Origin of the sequence: Runella sp. MFBS21 (genome assembly GCF_029433105.1) — a bacterium.
Taxonomy (GTDB): domain Bacteria; phylum Bacteroidota; class Bacteroidia; order Cytophagales; family Spirosomataceae; genus Runella.
Genome location: NZ_JARNTW010000001.1, coordinates 435,664 through 452,229, shown reverse-complemented (window position 1 = coordinate 452,229; position 16,566 = coordinate 435,664). Strand labels below are relative to the sequence as shown.

Here is a 16,566-nt window from a genome sequence, read left to right as displayed (position 1 = left end):
ATGAAAAAATCGCTTTTTTTTCTTTTTTTCCTTTCCCAAATTGCCATTGCCCAATACCAGCCCAACTGGCAAAGCCTCGACAAACGTCCTACTCCTGCGTGGTTTGAAGATGCTAAATTTGGGATATTTATTCACTGGGGGGTATATTCAGTACCGGCTTGGGCCACCAAATCCAACGCCGACGGTTTTGGAAGTGGCTATGCCGAATGGTATTGGCAACGGCTTTTTGCTCCCAATCTCAAGATTCACCCAGAGTTTGTTGAATTTCATAAAAAAAACTACGGCAATCGAAGTTACCAAGACTTTGTTCAGGATTTCAAAGCAGAGTTGTTTAACCCTGAAGATTGGGCTAAGATATTTGAGCAAGCAGGAGCTAAGTACGTGGTTTTAACATCAAAGCATCACGAGGGGTTTACCATGTGGCCTAGCCCGGAATCATGGAACTGGAACGCCGTCGATGTAGGTCCTCACCGAGATTTAGCGGGCGATTTGTCGAAGGCCGTCAAAGCTCGCAATTTACGAATGGGATATTATTATTCCCTTTATGAATGGTTCAATCCTGTTTATAAATCCAATGTGAACCAATACGTAAACGAGCGGATGATTCCGCAGATGAAAGACTTAGTGAGTCGCTATCAGCCTGATATTTTGTGGACTGATGGCGAATGGGATCATCCCGCCAAAACATGGCGCAGCGAAGAGTTTTTGGCATGGCTTTTCAACGACTCTCCCGTCAAAAATAGTATCGTCGTCAACGACCGTTGGGGCAGCGATACCAAAAGTCAACATGGCAGCTTTATGACCTCAGAGTATGGCCACGGTGGTACCGACAACAAAGAAGTACAAGGATTTGTACGGCCGTGGGAAGAATGTAGAGGCATGGGAGAGTCTTTTGGCTACAATCGCAACGAAAACCTAGATAGCTACCAAACAGGCGAACAGTTGGTACATCAGCTCATTGATATCGTAGCCCGAGGCGGAAATTTATTGCTCAACATCGGCCCTACTGCTGATGGGCGTATTCCGGTGATTATGCAGCAGCGATTGCATGAAATAGGAACCTGGCTCAAAGTAAACGGCGAAGCTATCTACGAAACACGTAAATGGGACAAAGCCCCCAAATATACCAAAGAGTCACAGGTATTTTTTACCAAAAAGGCTAATGCATTGTATGCCATCAGCCGTCAGTGGAAAGATGAAATCGTCATCGAAAATGTTCCCAAACCTTCCAAAGTAAATCTATTAGGTTTCAAAGGTGAGGTTAAGTTTTCTTACAAAGGCAATGTATTACGAATTACGGCACCCGCCGTCACGCCCAATACGATTCCTTGTCAATACGCCTGGACCTATGAAATTAAATAGTTTATAAGCGATTTTACTTTTTATTCCTGACCCTTTCCTCACAATGAAAAACCTAATTACGGCAGTACTGTGCTTTTGGGCTTCTTTTAGCTTGGCTCAAAGCAATTTTACTTGGTGGAAGCCATCAGATAGCAAAGTGCCCATCATTGATGGGCAGGCCTGGTCTGACGAAATGCGTGATACAATCCAACGCTTTCCGCCCCGCGCCGAAGCCCTCGTTCGAAAAGCCGTTTGGAATCTTTCACGCAACAGCGCCGGCCTTTCGATTCTTTTTGTGAGCAATGCCTCCCAAATCGTGGTAAGATACAAAGTCACAGGTCCCTATAATATGCCTCACATGCCTTCTACCGGCGTAAGTGGGGTAGATTTGTATGGTATTGATAGCGACGGCAAATGGCACTGGGCAGCCGGAAAATATAGTTTTAAAGATACGGTTCAGTATAGTTTTTCGCAACTTCTCCCCAACGACAATTACCACAAACTAGGCCGTGAGTATCGTTTGTTTTTGCCTTTGTACAATAGTGTCAGAGATTTGGAAATTGGAGTACCAGAAGGAAGCATTTTCAATGTACTGCCTCAACGCCCCGAAAAACCGATTGTGGTCTATGGCACTTCTATTGCGCAAGGAGCCTGCGCCACGCGCCCTGGTATGGCTTGGACTAATATCTTATCACGCAAACTTGACCGTACGGTCATCAATTTGGGCTTCTCAGGCAATGGCCGTCTGGAAAAAGAAGTAATTGACCTTATCAATGAAATCGACGCCAAGGTATTTGTGTTGGATTGTTTACCCAATCTCATCAGTCCTATTGTGGACAAAAAAGAGTTACAAAAAAGAATCGCCGAATCGGTAAAAAGCATTCGTGCTAAGCATCCTTCTACGCCTATTTTGCTTACCGAACACGACGGATATACCGAAGGATATTTGATACCTCATCGACAACCTCTTTTTGAAGATGCCAACCAATACCTCCGTGAAACCTTTGCTCAACTTACCGCAGAGGGTATTTCTAATCTTTATCTGCTGCCTATTTCCGAAATCAACATTGACCATGAAGGTATGGTAGATGGCACTCACCCCAACGATATAGGTATGATGAACTATGCCAATGCTTACGAAAAAAAGCTTAGGGAGATTCTGAAAGCCCCCGTTGGGACGCTCAAAACCCAAATCCCTATTCGTCAGAATCGTGAACCGGGTAGCTATAATTGGGAACAACGGCACCAAGAAATCCTCAGCCTCAGCCAAACTGAACCTACCAAAGTCGTATTTCTTGGCAATTCAATCACCCACAACTGGGGTGGAAAGCCTCTCAACAATCGTATCAAAGGAGCTGACTCATGGCAAAAATACCTTGAGCCTCTTCAAGTACGAAATTTTGGTTTTGGCTGGGATAGAGTCGAAAATGTGCTGTGGCGCGTAGAGCATGATGAACTTGACGACATCTCCCCTGAAAAGATTGTTATCAACATTGGCACCAACAATTTACACCTCAACACCGACCAAGAAATAATTGAAGGACTTCGTTTGCTCGTAGAGACTGTTCAAAAAAAACAGCCTTCGGCCAAGGTTATCTTGTTGGGGATTTATCCACGCCGCGAGCAAGAATTCAGGGTAGCCACCCTCAACAAAGGTATAGATGCGCTGTCCAAATCGTTGAAAATCGGTTTCGCGGATATTGGAAAAACGCTTTTACTGCCTTCGGGCAAAATCGATGAAAAACTCTTCTCCGATGGCCTACATCCCAATGCCAATGGGTACGAAGCTTTAGGAAAAAATCTTGCCACCATTTTGAAAAAATAATACATAACTAACCCCTCATTTTAAGATGAACACCAAATCCATTTTCGCTGCTTTGCTGACTTTGCTGTGCTTAGAAGTAGTTGCCCAAACCAAACCCAAAGACTTCAAAGTTGTAGGGTATTATGTACCAAGCATCCCGCCCGAAAAAATCCCCGTTGATGTGTTGACCCATATCAATTTTTCGTTTGCGATTCCGGCCAAAACAGGAGATACACTCATGCCACTTGGTAACCCAGAGGCATTACACAAGCTCGTTAAATACATGCATCAACACAAAAAAGAGGTGTTTATTTCTATTGGCGGCTGGGGCATTGGCGACGGTGGCGGCGACGACACTCGCTTTCATAAAATGGCCGAACGCGCCGAAGGGCGTCATACTTTTGTCAAAAATGTCATGGCGTTTGTCAAAAACTACCAAGTCGATGGCGTGGATCTCGACTGGGAATATCCCGATGAAGATACACCTTCGGCCGACCACTACGTAGCTCTTGTCAATGAACTAGGCGATGCCCTTCACGCCCAAGGAAAAAAACTAACAGCCGCCGTGATTTCTTATGGCAAAAAAGGCTACGGTATGAAAAAAGAAGCCCTCGACAAAATGGACTGGATTAACCTCATGGCCTACGATGATGATTATGGCCCTAACTATGTCCGTGCGCACTCGCCCTATTCGCTGGCTATCAAAAGCTTAGACTATTGGACAAAAGAGCGTAGTATTCCTGCCCACAAAACCCTCTTAGGCTTGCCTTTTTATTCTAAAAAAGGCATGGGTAACTACGGACCCGACTACAAATCTCTCCTCAAAGACGGTGCAAGCCCTTATGATGACTATTGGATGGGGGCATTTTATAACGGAATTCATACTATCGAGCTCAAAACCAAACTCGCCAAAGAACGTGGATGTGGGGGTGTTATGATTTGGGAAATCGCTTGCGATACCAACGATGACTTTTCGCTTCTTCAAGCCATCAAAAGAGGCCAGAAAGCGAAATAGTGATAGGTGCCAAAAATCAGATTTCTTAGTCGTTTATCCTGCCATAAAAAAATTGATTATCCATGAAATATTTTGTCAAGCTACTCCTTGTGAGCCTCTTAGCACTCGACGGTTTGGCGCAAACCAAGGATGTGTTCCAAATTACTTATTTACGTAAAAACAACGGCAAAACCCCGCCCAACCAAGACCCAATCATTGTATTGGCTTCGGCAACGGGCACGAGTGTTTTTTCGGAAAAAATCCTCAAAGGAGAAGCAAAGACACCCTATGAGGTAAGTTTTACCGACCGTAGCGACAACAGCCTTTATCAAATCGCTTTTTTGGGAAATGATAAAGTCTTGATGACCCAAAACACCAAGACTTTAGGAGAACAAAAAATCGAATTTCTGCCCGACACCCAAACTATTTTGGGCTATTTGTGCAAGAAAGCCACCACCGTCGTCAACTCCAACCGCATCGACCTTTGGTATACCAATGAACTCAAAGTAAAAGGTGCCCCCTCGGCTTTGGGTCAAACCATAGGCTTGGTTTTGAAAATGGTACGGAATGGAAATAGTGAAACAGAAGCCGTAAAAATCGAAAAAAATACAACTTGGGCGGCCAAAAATCAACTACCCAAGCCCACGCCGCCGCTCGTAGATGAGCTTACTTACAAAGACGAACTTTGGAAAAGTAGGTTTATCCAAATTCCTGTTTTCCAAAACCAAACCATTAATTTCTCGGATTCGGCCCATGCCCCTAGCGAAGTCTTCCGATTTGCGCACGGAACAGTCATTGCCAAAAAAGTAAAATTTCCCAAAGTAGGACTTGCCTCCAATGTATTTTTGGAACTTTCACAATACTCCAATGGTGACGCTTACGACCGCACAGGGTCGGTATTTTTGATTCCGACCCAAAGTAAAATTTCTTTTTTGGATGCGCTTCAAAAATCAATCAAGGAAGTTCCAGTATATGAAAATGGCAATGGTAAGCAATACCAAGGAGTAATTCAAACCGCTGACTATCTGCCTGTTTTGGAATTGATGCGATTCTTTACGCCCTTTGGTGTAAGGCAATACAACTATTTACAACTCAAAAACAAAACTTGGGCCGATTCCACTTATTATCGTCAAGATGTGAGCGATTTGCTACCTGCTTACAATGGCCAAGAAGTATGGATAGCCGCTTTTATTGGCAACTACGACAAAGGAGGGCATAAAGTAAGTATGCGGTTTTCGGTGCATCCCAATGAGCGCCCTTCTACCCAAAAGGAAGACTGGGTGATGCCTCTTTTCAATACCACCAATGTCATGGAAATGGCTGGGCAAGAGTACGGGACTATGTTTAACAACGACAAAGGGCTGCAAGTAACTTTTGAAGTACCCCAAGGTATCAAAAACCTCAAGCTTCGCTATACTACCACGGGTCACGGCGGCTGGGGCAATGGAGATGAATTTGTACCCAAACCTAATACCATTTTGGTGGATGGAAAGCAAATATTCACGATTACCCCTTGGCGCGCCGACTGCGGCAGCTATCGTTTGGTCAATCCTGCCTCTGGCAATTTTGGCAATGGTCTCTCTTCTTCAGATTTGAGTCGTTCCAATTGGTGCCCTGGTACAGTCACCAATCCTATTTGGGTAGAGCTTGGCAACCTACCCGCTGGCAAGCATACCTTACAAGTACAGATTCCGCAGGGCCTTCCAGAAGGCGGCAGTTTCAGTGCTTGGAATGTATCAGGTACTTTGATTGGTGAATGGTAAAAAAAACCTTGCCGACGTTTTGAACGTCGGCAAGGTTCACTAATTTTGACTTTGCGCTTTTACCTATGACTTCCCCATCCAAACTTTTACTAGTTACTCCTCCTTTTACGCAACTCAACACCCCCTATCCCGCTACGGCCTATATCAAGGGGTTTCTTAATACATTGGGGGTTTCTTCTCAGCAAGCGGATTTGGGAATTGAGGTTATTTTAGCACTTTTCTCTACCAAAGGTCTTCATGACCTTTTCAAAGCCCTTGACCAAGCCGAGGACGACATCGAATTATCCGAAAACGCCTACCGTATTTATAGCCTTCGCCAAGAGTATATCGATACCATTGAGCCTGTTATTCTTTTTTTACAAAACAAAAACCCAACCCTTGCTCACAGCATCTGCGACCGTACTTATTTGCCCGAAGCTTCTCGTTTTCAGGAAGTAGAAGATTTGGAATGGGCTTTTGGTACGATGGGAACCCAAGACAAGGCGCGACACTTGGCTACGCTCTATCTGGAAGATTTGGGTGATTTTATCCAAGAAGCTATCGACCCCCACTTTGGCTTTAGTCGCTATGCCGAGCGCCTTGGCCGTACCGCTACGCATTTTGATGAACTCCACCACTCTCTCGAAGCACCTGATACATTTATTACGACCTTACTTTGTCAAATTCTGCATCAAAAGATTGAAGTCTTTCAGCCCACAGTTGTGTGTTTGACAGTTCCTTTTCCGGGAAATCTTTTTGGAGCTTTGAAATGTGGACAATACCTCAAGCGTCATTATTCTGCTATCCAAATCGTAATGGGAGGCGGATTTTGTAATACTGAGCTGCGCTCTCTTTCCGAACCACGATTGTTTGACTATCTCGACTTTGTATGCCTAGACGATGGCGAAGCCCCGCTTCGTTCGCTGTTGGCTTTTTTTGAACAAAAACGCCCTATTGAATCCCTGAAGCGGGTGTATTCGCGGGTAGAGGGAAAGGTCGTATATCATAATGGAGCCGTCGAAAAAGACATCGCGCAGCGCGAAACTGGCACCCCCGACTACGGTGATTTACTTTTGATGGATTATCTGTCAGTAATCGAAATCGTCAATCCCATGCATCGCTTGTGGAGTGATGGGCGTTGGAACAAGCTTACACTGGCACACGGTTGCTATTGGGGAAAATGCTCTTTTTGCGATATATCGCTTGATTATATCAAAAACTATGAGCCGCTTACAGCCGCTCTTTTATGCGATCGAATTGAGGAAATCATCCGTCAAACCAAACAAAATGGTTTTCATTTTGTGGATGAAGCTGCGCCACCAGCGTTACTAAGGGATTTGGCGATTGAAATCATCCGTAGAAAACTCACGGTGGTATGGTGGACCAATATCCGTTTTGAAAAAAACTTCACGCACGATTTGTCCTTGTTGCTCAAAGCCTCGGGCTGTATTGCCATGTCAGGCGGACTAGAAGTAGCCTCTGACCGACTTCTAGCTCTTATGAAAAAAGGCGTGACCGTAGGACAAGTAGCCCGCGTAGCCGATGGCTTTACACAGGCGGGTATTATGGTTCATGCGTATTTGATGTACGGCTTCCCGACCCAAACTGCTCAAGAAACTATCGATTCCCTAGAAATGGTGCGGCAGCTTTTTGAAAATGGCGTGTTGCAATCAGGCTTTTGGCACCGCTTTGCTATGACCTCACATAGTCCCGTAGGGCTGGCTCCCGAAGCTTTTGATGTTCAACGTATTGGCCCTGATTTTGGGGGCTTTGCCGACAACGACCTCTATCACGACGACCCCAAAGGCACCAATCACGACTTTTACAGCGAAGGACTTCGGAAATCATTGTTCAATTACATGCACGGAGTAGGTTTTGAAGTACCGCTATCCAAATGGTTTGAAGCCAAAGTTCCGCTCACTAGTATTCCGTCTAATTATATCCAAAAACAAATCCACGAAAACGAGGAGCTTATTAGAAAAAATGCATTTGTGATTTGGTTGGGCAAAGTACCCACTATCGAATACTTTGAAGCTAAAGTTGGAAAAAAGAAAATAACAATGGCTGCGCTCTATTTTTATCAAAAAAAGCAAAACCTAACCATTGAAATGCCTGCTTCTTTGGCCGATTTTTGGATGCGTATTTTCCCTCTCATTACTGTTAGTGAATTTGAGAAACCATTTTCTTATGCCCAACTTCAAAGCGATTTTGAGAACACTCATTTAGGTGACTTCCAAGCCTTTACCCATGCTGAGATTTGGAAACAACTACGCCAAAATGGGTTATTGATTTTGTAACATTAAGCCAATTTAAGACCTACGACCAAGCCCCACATCAGCAAGAAACTTATCAACAAAGAAATGTTGACCAATACCCCCGCAATGCGCGAATCATAATTGAGTTCATCCGCAAAAGGAAGGATTGTCATACCGATAGGGAGTACCACGCATACAATGAGCACATTCCGAGCCAAGGATGGTTCAGGCCAAAATACATACAACAATATCACTCCCACAATACCACAAGCATAGCGAATCGCTAATACCTTTGCTACCGCTAATACTTGACTTTTTTCTAATTCAAAACTCATATAAATACCCATCAAAAGTAGCACGAGAGGTTTGTTGGCCTTGGCCAATACATCCAAAAAATCATACGCTACCACTGGCAATTCAATCTCCAATGCATTGATAGTAAGACCAATAAACATTGCCTGTAAGGGTGGAAGTTGAATCACTTTACCCAAAACTTTTTTGTAATTTACCTTTCCTTCTTCTCGCACGGCAAAGTAGCTTCCTACCGAATATACCAACCCAAACGTAATGATAGTATTGCCGATGTCAAACATCGCGACATATACTAGTCCTTCGCGGCCCCAAATTCCCTCAATGATTGGAAAAGCAAAAAGTCCCACATTGAGCCCTCCACAAGCCATCGTCAATACGCCACGGGTTTGGTTGGAATAATTGGCAAACAAAAACCACGCAATCAAAGTCATGATACACCCCAAGGATATGCATAACAAGGGTATCAAAAAAAGCGTGGGTTTGAAATCTATCCTGAGCATACTGACAATCATCAGCGCAGGAAAAGTAGTATGCATCAAAAACTTAGAAATAGATTTGCCGTCTTTTTCCGATACAAAATCAAATTTTTTGATTAAAAAACCCATAGTGGCAATACCAAGGGTAATCAAAAACACGCTGTTGGTTTGATTCATTAGAAGTAACTGAAAACGTGGGTATACACTGGGAGATACAAAAGTAATAAAGTGGATTTGATGCTATCGAAAAAACTTTGAAAAGTCTAATTTTTTTGTTTTCTAATCCTTCTTTCTATTCTATTTCCTAATTATGGTCACTTATACCATTTCTTGATTCTTTACAATCTATTTTACATTAAGTACAATTTTGCAAACGTTACCGATAACGATTGCATAAAAATATCCCTCCTTTTCTTTGGTGTGTAAATAAAATAAAGATAAACTTATTGTATCATTGTTAAGAATAAAAATAAGTAGTTTATCTATTGTCTAATAAAAAAATACAATTTTGAAAGCCTCGAATCATCTATCGTTTGAAAAAATTTTGGTAGCCGACGAAGACATACCTTGGGAAATTATCGATGATAAAATCCAGCGCAAAATCATGTCTTACACGCAAGAGTTGATGCTGGTCAAGGTGGCCTTTAAAAAAGGAGGTATCGGGGCTACTCACAAACATCCCCACCTTCAAATCAGCTACGTGGCAAGCGGGGCTTTTGAAGTAAGTATCGGGGCTGAAAGTAAAGTATTGAAAGAAGGTGACGTGTATTTTGTCCCATCCGACGTATTACATGGAGCGGTATGCTTAGAAGAAGGAGTTTTGATAGATGTTTTCAATCCACTCCGAGAAGACTTCTTGTAATAGCACCCAACGGTACAGGAGAGCTATCTCAATACAATCATTTAATATTAGCTGCAAAAGTAACCTTCAATTATGATGCGCGTTCCTCTCTATTTTTTATTCTTTTTAGGCATTAGCCATTTGGTTTTTGCCCAAAAAAAACCTTATTCTATCAGAATGGCAGAGTCTTTTATGACTTGGCATAAAGATTCCATCACGGTCAAAGAAAACAAACCTGCTGGCTGGGATTATGAACAGGGGCTAGTGCTAAAAGCCCTCGAAAAAGTATGGGTACGTACTAGCGATAGTAAGTATTTTGAATACATCAGAAAAGACATCGACCGTTATATCCAAAAAGACGGAAGCATTCGCTCTTATAAATATGAGGATTTTAACCTCGACAATATCCCCACAGGTAGGGCTTTGCTAATGCTTTATCAACAAACCCAGCCTGACAAGGAAAAATACCGAAAAGCCGCCGACCTCCTTTGGAAACAATTAGAAAATCAACCCAAAACCAATGAAGGGGGGTATTGGCACAAAAAACGCTACCCTTATCAGATGTGGCTTGATGGGCTTTTTATGGCAGAGCCTTTTTCGGCAGAGTATAGCCTTATTTTCAATCACCCTGAGCACTTCAATGATATCGCGAAGCAATTTACGCTTATCGAAAAGTACGCTGTTGACGAAAAAACGGGGCTCGTGTATCATGCTTATGATGAAAGCAAATCCCAAAAATGGGCTGACCCCAAAACAGGCCGCTCACCTCATTTTTGGAGCAGAGCCATTGGCTGGTATGCTATGGCTTTGGTAGATGTGCTTGATTATTTTCCTCAAGATCACCCTCAACGTGCCAATCTTATCAAATACCTCCAACGCCTCGCTCCTGCTTTGGTAAAATACCAAGACCCCAAATCGGGCGTGTGGTATCAAATGACCACTCAAGGCACGCGTGTAGGAAATTACTTTGAGGCCTCTGCTTCTTGTATGTTTGTGTATGCCTTGGCAAAGGGAGTACGGATGGGCTATCTCCCCAAAAATTATTTAACTGCCGCCCAAAAAGGATATGCAGGGATTTTGAAAGAATTTGTGGAAGAAGAACCCAATGGTACCATTAGCCTCAACAAAACAGTGAGCGTAGGCGGGCTTGGTGGCACTCCTTACCGAGACGGGACTTATGAATATTACTTGAGCGAACCCATCCGTAAAAACGACCTCAAAGGCGTAGGGCCGTTTATTTTTGCAAGTGTAGAAATAGAAACCGCCGCCGAAAATACCCTCGGTCAAGGCAAAATAGTGGCGACAGATTATTACTTTAACCGTGAGTTTAGAAAAGATTTTAACGGTAAAGAAGAACAATTCCACTATACTTGGGAAGACCGTCAGCACCCCGGTTTTTGGTTTTGGGGAACTATATTTCGTGATTTTGGGGCTAAAACTACGGCTATCAAAGCCGCTCCTACTGCACAAAACCTCAAAGATGTCAATGTTTATATCATCGTTGACCCCGATACTAAGAAAGAAACTCCAAATCCCAATTTTATTCAAAACACCGATATTAAAGTGATTACGGATTGGGTAAAAGCAGGTGGGACACTTGTACTGATGGCCAATGATACCGCCAACTGCGAACACAAAAACTTCAATTTGCTAGCCAAAGAATTTGGCATACAGTTTTTACCGAAAAATGTAAATATGGTTCAAGGTACGCAATGGCAACAAGGAAGAATTGACATCAATCCCAACAATCCCGTCTTCAAAAATACCAAAGCGGTTTATATTAAAGAACTAGCTCCGTTGGAGTTGAAAGCACCTGCTCAACCTATCTTGACTCACCAAGGTGATGTGATCGTGAGTATTGCACAAGTGGGCAAAGGACGCGTATTTGCCGTAGGCGACCCTTGGCTCTATAATGAATACACTGATGGCCGCCGTATTCCATTGATTTATGAAAACTTCTCCGCCGCTAAAGATTTGGCAAGATGGCTAATCTCTCCCCAGAAATAAAATGCAATTATGAAAAATCTATCTATTAATAAATTAGCCCATCTGCGCGACAACCCTTCCGTTTCGGTTCCTGAGGATAGCCTTTTACAACTACCTGAAAAAGTGCTCCAATTTGGCACGGGCGTACTACTAAGAGGACTGCCCGATTATCTCATCGATAAGGCCAATCGGCAAGGTATTTTCAATGGTCGTATTGTGGTTGTGAAATCAACTGATTCGGGAGATTCGGGCGCTTTTGATGAACAAGATGGCCTTTATACACTTTGTGTACGTGGGGTAGAATTAGGGCAAAACATCGAAGAAAACATCATTTGTTCGGCGATCAGTCGGGTTTTGTCGGCCAAGTCGCAATGGCAAAGCATTTTGGACTGCGCCCAAAAACCCGACCTTCAGATTGTGATTTCTAATACCACCGAAGTAGGCATTCAGTTGGTACAAGACGATATTTCTCAGTCGCCTCCCAGCTCCTTCCCAGGCAAACTACTTGCTTTTTTATATGCTCGCTTCAAAGCATTTGGCGGGAGTCAAGAATCTGGATTGGTGATTGTACCCACTGAACTTATCTCCGACAACGCCACTAAACTCGAAGCCATTGTCATCGAACTGGCCCACCGTAATGGTCTTGATTCCAGCTTTTTGGATTGGCTCGAAAATGCTAACCACTTTTGTAATTCATTAGTAGACAGAATAGTACCCGGCAAACCAGACGCTCCTAGTTATGAGGCCATTACGAAAGAGTTAGGGTATCACGACAAACTCTTGACAATGAGTGAGGTGTTTCGATTGTGGGCTATTGAAGGTAATGATGACGTCAAAAAAATATTATCTTTTGCCCAAGCCGATGAAGGCATTTTTGTAGAACCTGACATTAACTTGTTTCGAGAACTCAAATTGCGTCTCCTCAATGGTACGCATACTTTGAGCTGTGGTTTGGCCTATTTAGCAGGTTTTGACAATGTAATCAGTGCCATGCAAGACGATAATATGTCGGCTTTTATGGGCAACTTAATGAATTCAGAGCTTGGATTAGCCATCCCTTATCCGATGGATTCAAAACGTCCCCAACGCTTTGGGATGCAAGTACTGGATCGGTTCCGCAATCCTCATCTCAATCACCAATGGCTTAGTATTACGCTCAATTATACTTCAAAAATGAAGATGCGTAACGTGGCAACCCTCCTCAATTATTACAAAATTTTTGAGTGTGTTCCTGCTTATTTTTCTTTGGGGTTTGCGGCCTATTTACAATTTATGAAGCCTGTAGTAAGAGAAGGCTTCGTATATTTTGGAGAAAGAGACGGAGTACTATATCCTATCCAAGACGAAAAAGCCGAGTATTTTTATCATAAATGGCAAGAACTAAACCCTTCACAGCTTGTAGAATCTGTTTTACAAGACAAAAATCTATGGGATACTGACCTTACTTTACTCGCGGGTTTTGCTCAGACTGTGACAGAAAATTTAGAAAATATGCTGACACATGGGGTAAAACCTACACTTGATGCCTTTTTCTTAAGAAATAGCATCTCAATTCCTGAAATCAATGCTACAATCTAAAACTATTTCAATAATACCATGCTGGTGACCAAAACGTTTTTGGATGAAGATTTTTTGTTGCAAACTGAAGCTGCACGTACACTTTACCATGAGTTTGCCAAACAAATGCCCATCATCGATTATCATAACCACTTACCCCCTGACCAAATTGTGGCCGATAAGACCTTTGAAAACTTAACGCAGATTTGGCTTTATGGCGACCACTATAAATGGAGAGCTATGCGTACCAATGGTATCAACGAGCAGTATTGTACGGGAGATGCGAGTGATTATGAGAAGTTTGAAAAATGGGCTGAGACCGTTCCATACACTTTACGCAATCCTCTTTATCATTGGACACACTTAGAATTGCAACGTTATTTTGATGTACAGGATATACTCAGCCCTAAAACTGCCCGTAAGATATATGACGAGTGTTCGGAGAAATTACGCACGCCTGATTTTTCGGTACGTAATCTGCTGAGAAAAATGAACGTAGAGGTAGTATGTACTACCGACGACCCGCTCGACTCGCTGGAGTATCATCAACAATTGAAAGCTGAAGGTTCTTTTGAAATCCAAATGCGCCCCGCTTTCCGTCCCGATAAGTTTATTCTTATCACCAATCCCAACTTTACTACTTATATTCAAAAGCTTGCCGCTCTTGTAGGTTTTGAAATCCAACGTTTTGATGACCTTACAAAGGCGCTACGTGCGCGTGCTGATTTTTTTGCGAGCCTTGGCTGTCTTCTTTCTGACCACGGTTTAGAGCATATTTATGCTGCTGATTTTACGCTTGAAGCCGCCGATAGCGCATTTCAAAAAGTACTAGCTGGGCAGTCGCTCAGTACTACAGAGGCTCTCGTGTACCAATCCGCCATTTTACACTTTTTAGGCACCATGTACCATGAACTTGGCTGGACTCAACAATTCCACCTTGGAGCCTTGCGCAACAACAATGCCCGCGCTTTACGCCTCCTTGGGCCTGATACTGGATGGGATTCAATGGGGGATTGGTCGCAAGCACAAGCTTTGTCTAAGTTTTTGGGTAAATTAGACGAATATGACCAACTTTCTAAAACAATCATCTACAACCTCAATCCTGCCGACAATGAAGTGATTGCAACCATGATTGGCAACTTCAACGACGGATCTGTAGCGGGCAAAATCCAATTTGGATCAGGATGGTGGTTTTTGGATCAAAAAGATGGTATGGAAAAGCAAATGAACGCCTTGTCAAACATGGGCTTACTGAGCCGTTTTGTAGGGATGCTTACCGACTCTCGTTCTTTCTTGTCTTTTCCTCGTCATGAGTATTTCAGAAGAATCTTGTGCAATATGCTTGGCAATGATATTGAAAATGGCGAGTTACCCAATGATACCGAATGGATTGGTCAAATCGTGCAAAACATTTGCTACAATAACGCCAAACAATATTTTGGCTTTTAAAGGAATTTCCTGGTCTTTATATAATGCAGATAGCCTTTCTATTGGCTATCTGCATTTTCAAATAATATGTCTACTTCACAAGAAAACCATAGTGCTACTTTGATTTGCTGTTTTGGAGAACTTCTACTAAGATTTTCGCCCCAACTCAACGGTGAATGGATAAAAACAAGCCAAATGCCCGTTTTTGTAGGAGGTGCCGAACTCAACGTGGCCAATGCGCTTGCCAACTGGCACATCCCCGTCAGGTATAGTACTGTTTTGCCCGAAAATCAGTTGTCTACTGAAATCAAAACTTATCTCGAAAACAAAGGAATTGATACTACTGGCATACGTCATTTTGGAAATCGCATTGGGGGTTATTATCTTCCTCAGGGCGCTGACCTCAAAAATGAAGGTGTCATCTACGACCGTGCGTTTTCTTCCTTTTCAGAATTAGCCGTAAGCAAAGTAAATTGGGATGAAGTGTTAGAAGGCTGTTCGTGGTTTCATTTTAGCGCTATTAGTCCTGCCCTCAATCAAGAAGTGGCCGATGCTTGTCAAGAGGCGCTAGAAGCAGCATCACGCAAGGGACTTACCATTTCTGTTGACCTTAATTATCGGGCAAAATTGTGGAAATATGGCAAAAATCCCGTAGAAATAATGCCCGCCTTGGCTCAATATTGTGACGTAATCATGGGCAATATCTGGGCAGCCAACACGCTACTTGGGATTCCCCTCGACAAAACTGTAGAACAAGCTCACTCTCGCGAAAGGTATTTGGCACACAGCATTGACACGGCCCAAGCTATCCAAGCAGCTTACCCCAAATGCAAATCAGTAGCTCACACTTTCCGATTCGATGCTTTTGATGCAGGAATTCAATATTATACTACCCTCTATAAAGACGGGCAACAGTACGTTTCGCCCGAATTCAAAACCGTCAAAGTAGTAGATAAAGTGGGTAGTGGTGATTGTTTTATGGGAGGGCTTATCTATGGATTAAGCCAAAATCATACTCCCCAAGACCTTATTGATTTTGCAGCGGCAGCCGCTTTTGGCAAACTTCAAGAATATGGGGATGCTACTCAGCAAACAGTCGAAGATATTCATCACACCCTCCAAGGCATTCTAAGTTAGTTTTAATCCACCTTAAAATTATATGGCACTAGCCCCTCATATCGTCTATCAAACATTGGCTGCGGCACCTATTGTCCCCGTGTTTTATAATGCCGACCCCAATCTCACTTGTCAAATCATTAAGGCTTGCTATGAAGGGGGGATTAGGGCATTTGAATTTACCAATCGTGGCCAAAATGCCAAAGAAGTTTTTAAAGTATTGCGGGAATTTATCAGTACAAATTACCCTGATATGGCTTTAGGTATTGGGACTATTTTCAATGCAGCCCAAGCCGAAGAGTTTATCGCCCTCGGAACAGACTTTATCGTTCAGCCCGTAACATCGGCTGATGTAGCCGAAGTCTGTAACGCACACCAACTTGCATGGATGCCAGGCGCTATGACCGTCACAGAAATATATAATGCCACGCTTTTAGGAGCTGAGATAGTAAAAGTATTTCCGGGCAACGTCGTAGGGTCAGGTTATATCAAAGCCCTTAAAGGCCCAATGCCTCATGTAAAAGTAATGGTGACAGGCGGCGTAGAACCTACTCCCCAAAGCCTCAAAGAATGGTTTAGTGCAGGGGTAACCGCTGTCGGGATAGGCTCGCAATTATTTCCTAAAGCAGTGGTGGAAACAGGTCAATTTGAAGAAATCACCCACACAATAAGTTCTTTAATTAGTTATTACCAAACCCTTGCTACTACCTAGCT

12 protein-coding genes are annotated in these 16,566 nt (G+C 43.1%); 11 read left to right on the top strand and 1 reads right to left on the bottom strand.

Translation table 11 applies throughout. The annotated features are described in order from the left end of the window. The 5 genes from P1X15_RS01815 (at position 1) to P1X15_RS01795 (ending at position 8,178) form a co-directional block, all read left to right on the top strand. The gene (locus P1X15_RS01815) at positions 1-1,362 is read left to right on the top strand and encodes an alpha-L-fucosidase (RefSeq protein WP_277336430.1); all 1,362 of its coding nucleotides are present in this window, start codon (positions 1-3) and stop codon (positions 1,360-1,362) included. A gap of 43 nt (positions 1,363-1,405) precedes the next feature. Beyond that, positions 1,406-3,166, top strand: coding sequence for an SGNH/GDSL hydrolase family protein (locus P1X15_RS01810; protein ID WP_277336429.1), 1,761 nt, complete (start codon positions 1,406-1,408; stop codon positions 3,164-3,166). A 25-nt stretch (positions 3,167-3,191) separates the two neighbouring features. Beyond that, positions 3,192-4,160, top strand: a complete 969-nt coding sequence (locus P1X15_RS01805; RefSeq protein ID WP_277336428.1) for a glycosyl hydrolase family 18 protein — start codon at positions 3,192-3,194, stop codon at positions 4,158-4,160. 62 nt (positions 4,161-4,222) lie between these two features. Then, entirely contained in the window at positions 4,223-5,902 is a 1,680-nt protein-coding gene (locus P1X15_RS01800) for a PNGase F N-terminal domain-containing protein (protein ID WP_277336427.1), read from the top strand. Between the two features lie 65 nt (positions 5,903-5,967). After that, entirely contained in the window at positions 5,968-8,178 is a 2,211-nt protein-coding gene (locus P1X15_RS01795; RefSeq protein ID WP_277336426.1) for a radical SAM protein, read from the top strand. 2 nt (positions 8,179-8,180) lie between these two features. On the opposite strand, the gene P1X15_RS01790 is transcribed toward P1X15_RS01795, so the two are convergent. Further along, complete coding sequence (locus tag P1X15_RS01790) at positions 8,181-9,101, bottom strand: AEC family transporter (protein WP_277336425.1); 921 nt, start codon at positions 9,099-9,101, stop codon at positions 8,181-8,183. Between the two features lie 331 nt (positions 9,102-9,432). On the opposite strand from P1X15_RS01790, the gene P1X15_RS01785 reads away from it, so the two are divergent. The 6 genes from P1X15_RS01785 to P1X15_RS01760 all read left to right on the top strand — a co-directional run bounded on the left by P1X15_RS01785 (position 9,433) and on the right by P1X15_RS01760 (position 16,564). After that, complete coding sequence (locus P1X15_RS01785) at positions 9,433-9,786, top strand: cupin domain-containing protein (protein WP_277336424.1); 354 nt, start codon at positions 9,433-9,435, stop codon at positions 9,784-9,786. Positions 9,787-9,942: 156 nt separating this feature from the next. Next, positions 9,943-11,772, top strand: a complete 1,830-nt coding sequence (locus tag P1X15_RS01780) for a glycoside hydrolase family 88 protein (protein WP_277336423.1) — start codon at positions 9,943-9,945, stop codon at positions 11,770-11,772. Positions 11,773-11,781: 9 nt separating this feature from the next. Then, the gene (locus tag P1X15_RS01775) at positions 11,782-13,329 is read left to right on the top strand and encodes a tagaturonate reductase (protein ID WP_277336422.1); all 1,548 of its coding nucleotides are present in this window, start codon (positions 11,782-11,784) and stop codon (positions 13,327-13,329) included. 18 nt (positions 13,330-13,347) lie between these two features. After that, on the top strand, positions 13,348-14,757 hold the full coding sequence (gene uxaC / locus P1X15_RS01770) for a glucuronate isomerase (protein WP_277336421.1): 1,410 nt from the start codon (positions 13,348-13,350) through the stop codon (positions 14,755-14,757). Between the two features lie 66 nt (positions 14,758-14,823). Then, positions 14,824-15,873, top strand: a complete 1,050-nt coding sequence (locus tag P1X15_RS01765; RefSeq protein ID WP_277336420.1) for a sugar kinase — start codon at positions 14,824-14,826, stop codon at positions 15,871-15,873. 22 nt (positions 15,874-15,895) lie between these two features. After that, on the top strand, positions 15,896-16,564 hold the full coding sequence (locus tag P1X15_RS01760) for a bifunctional 4-hydroxy-2-oxoglutarate aldolase/2-dehydro-3-deoxy-phosphogluconate aldolase (RefSeq protein WP_277336419.1): 669 nt from the start codon (positions 15,896-15,898) through the stop codon (positions 16,562-16,564). Positions 16,565-16,566 lie beyond the last annotated feature (2 nt).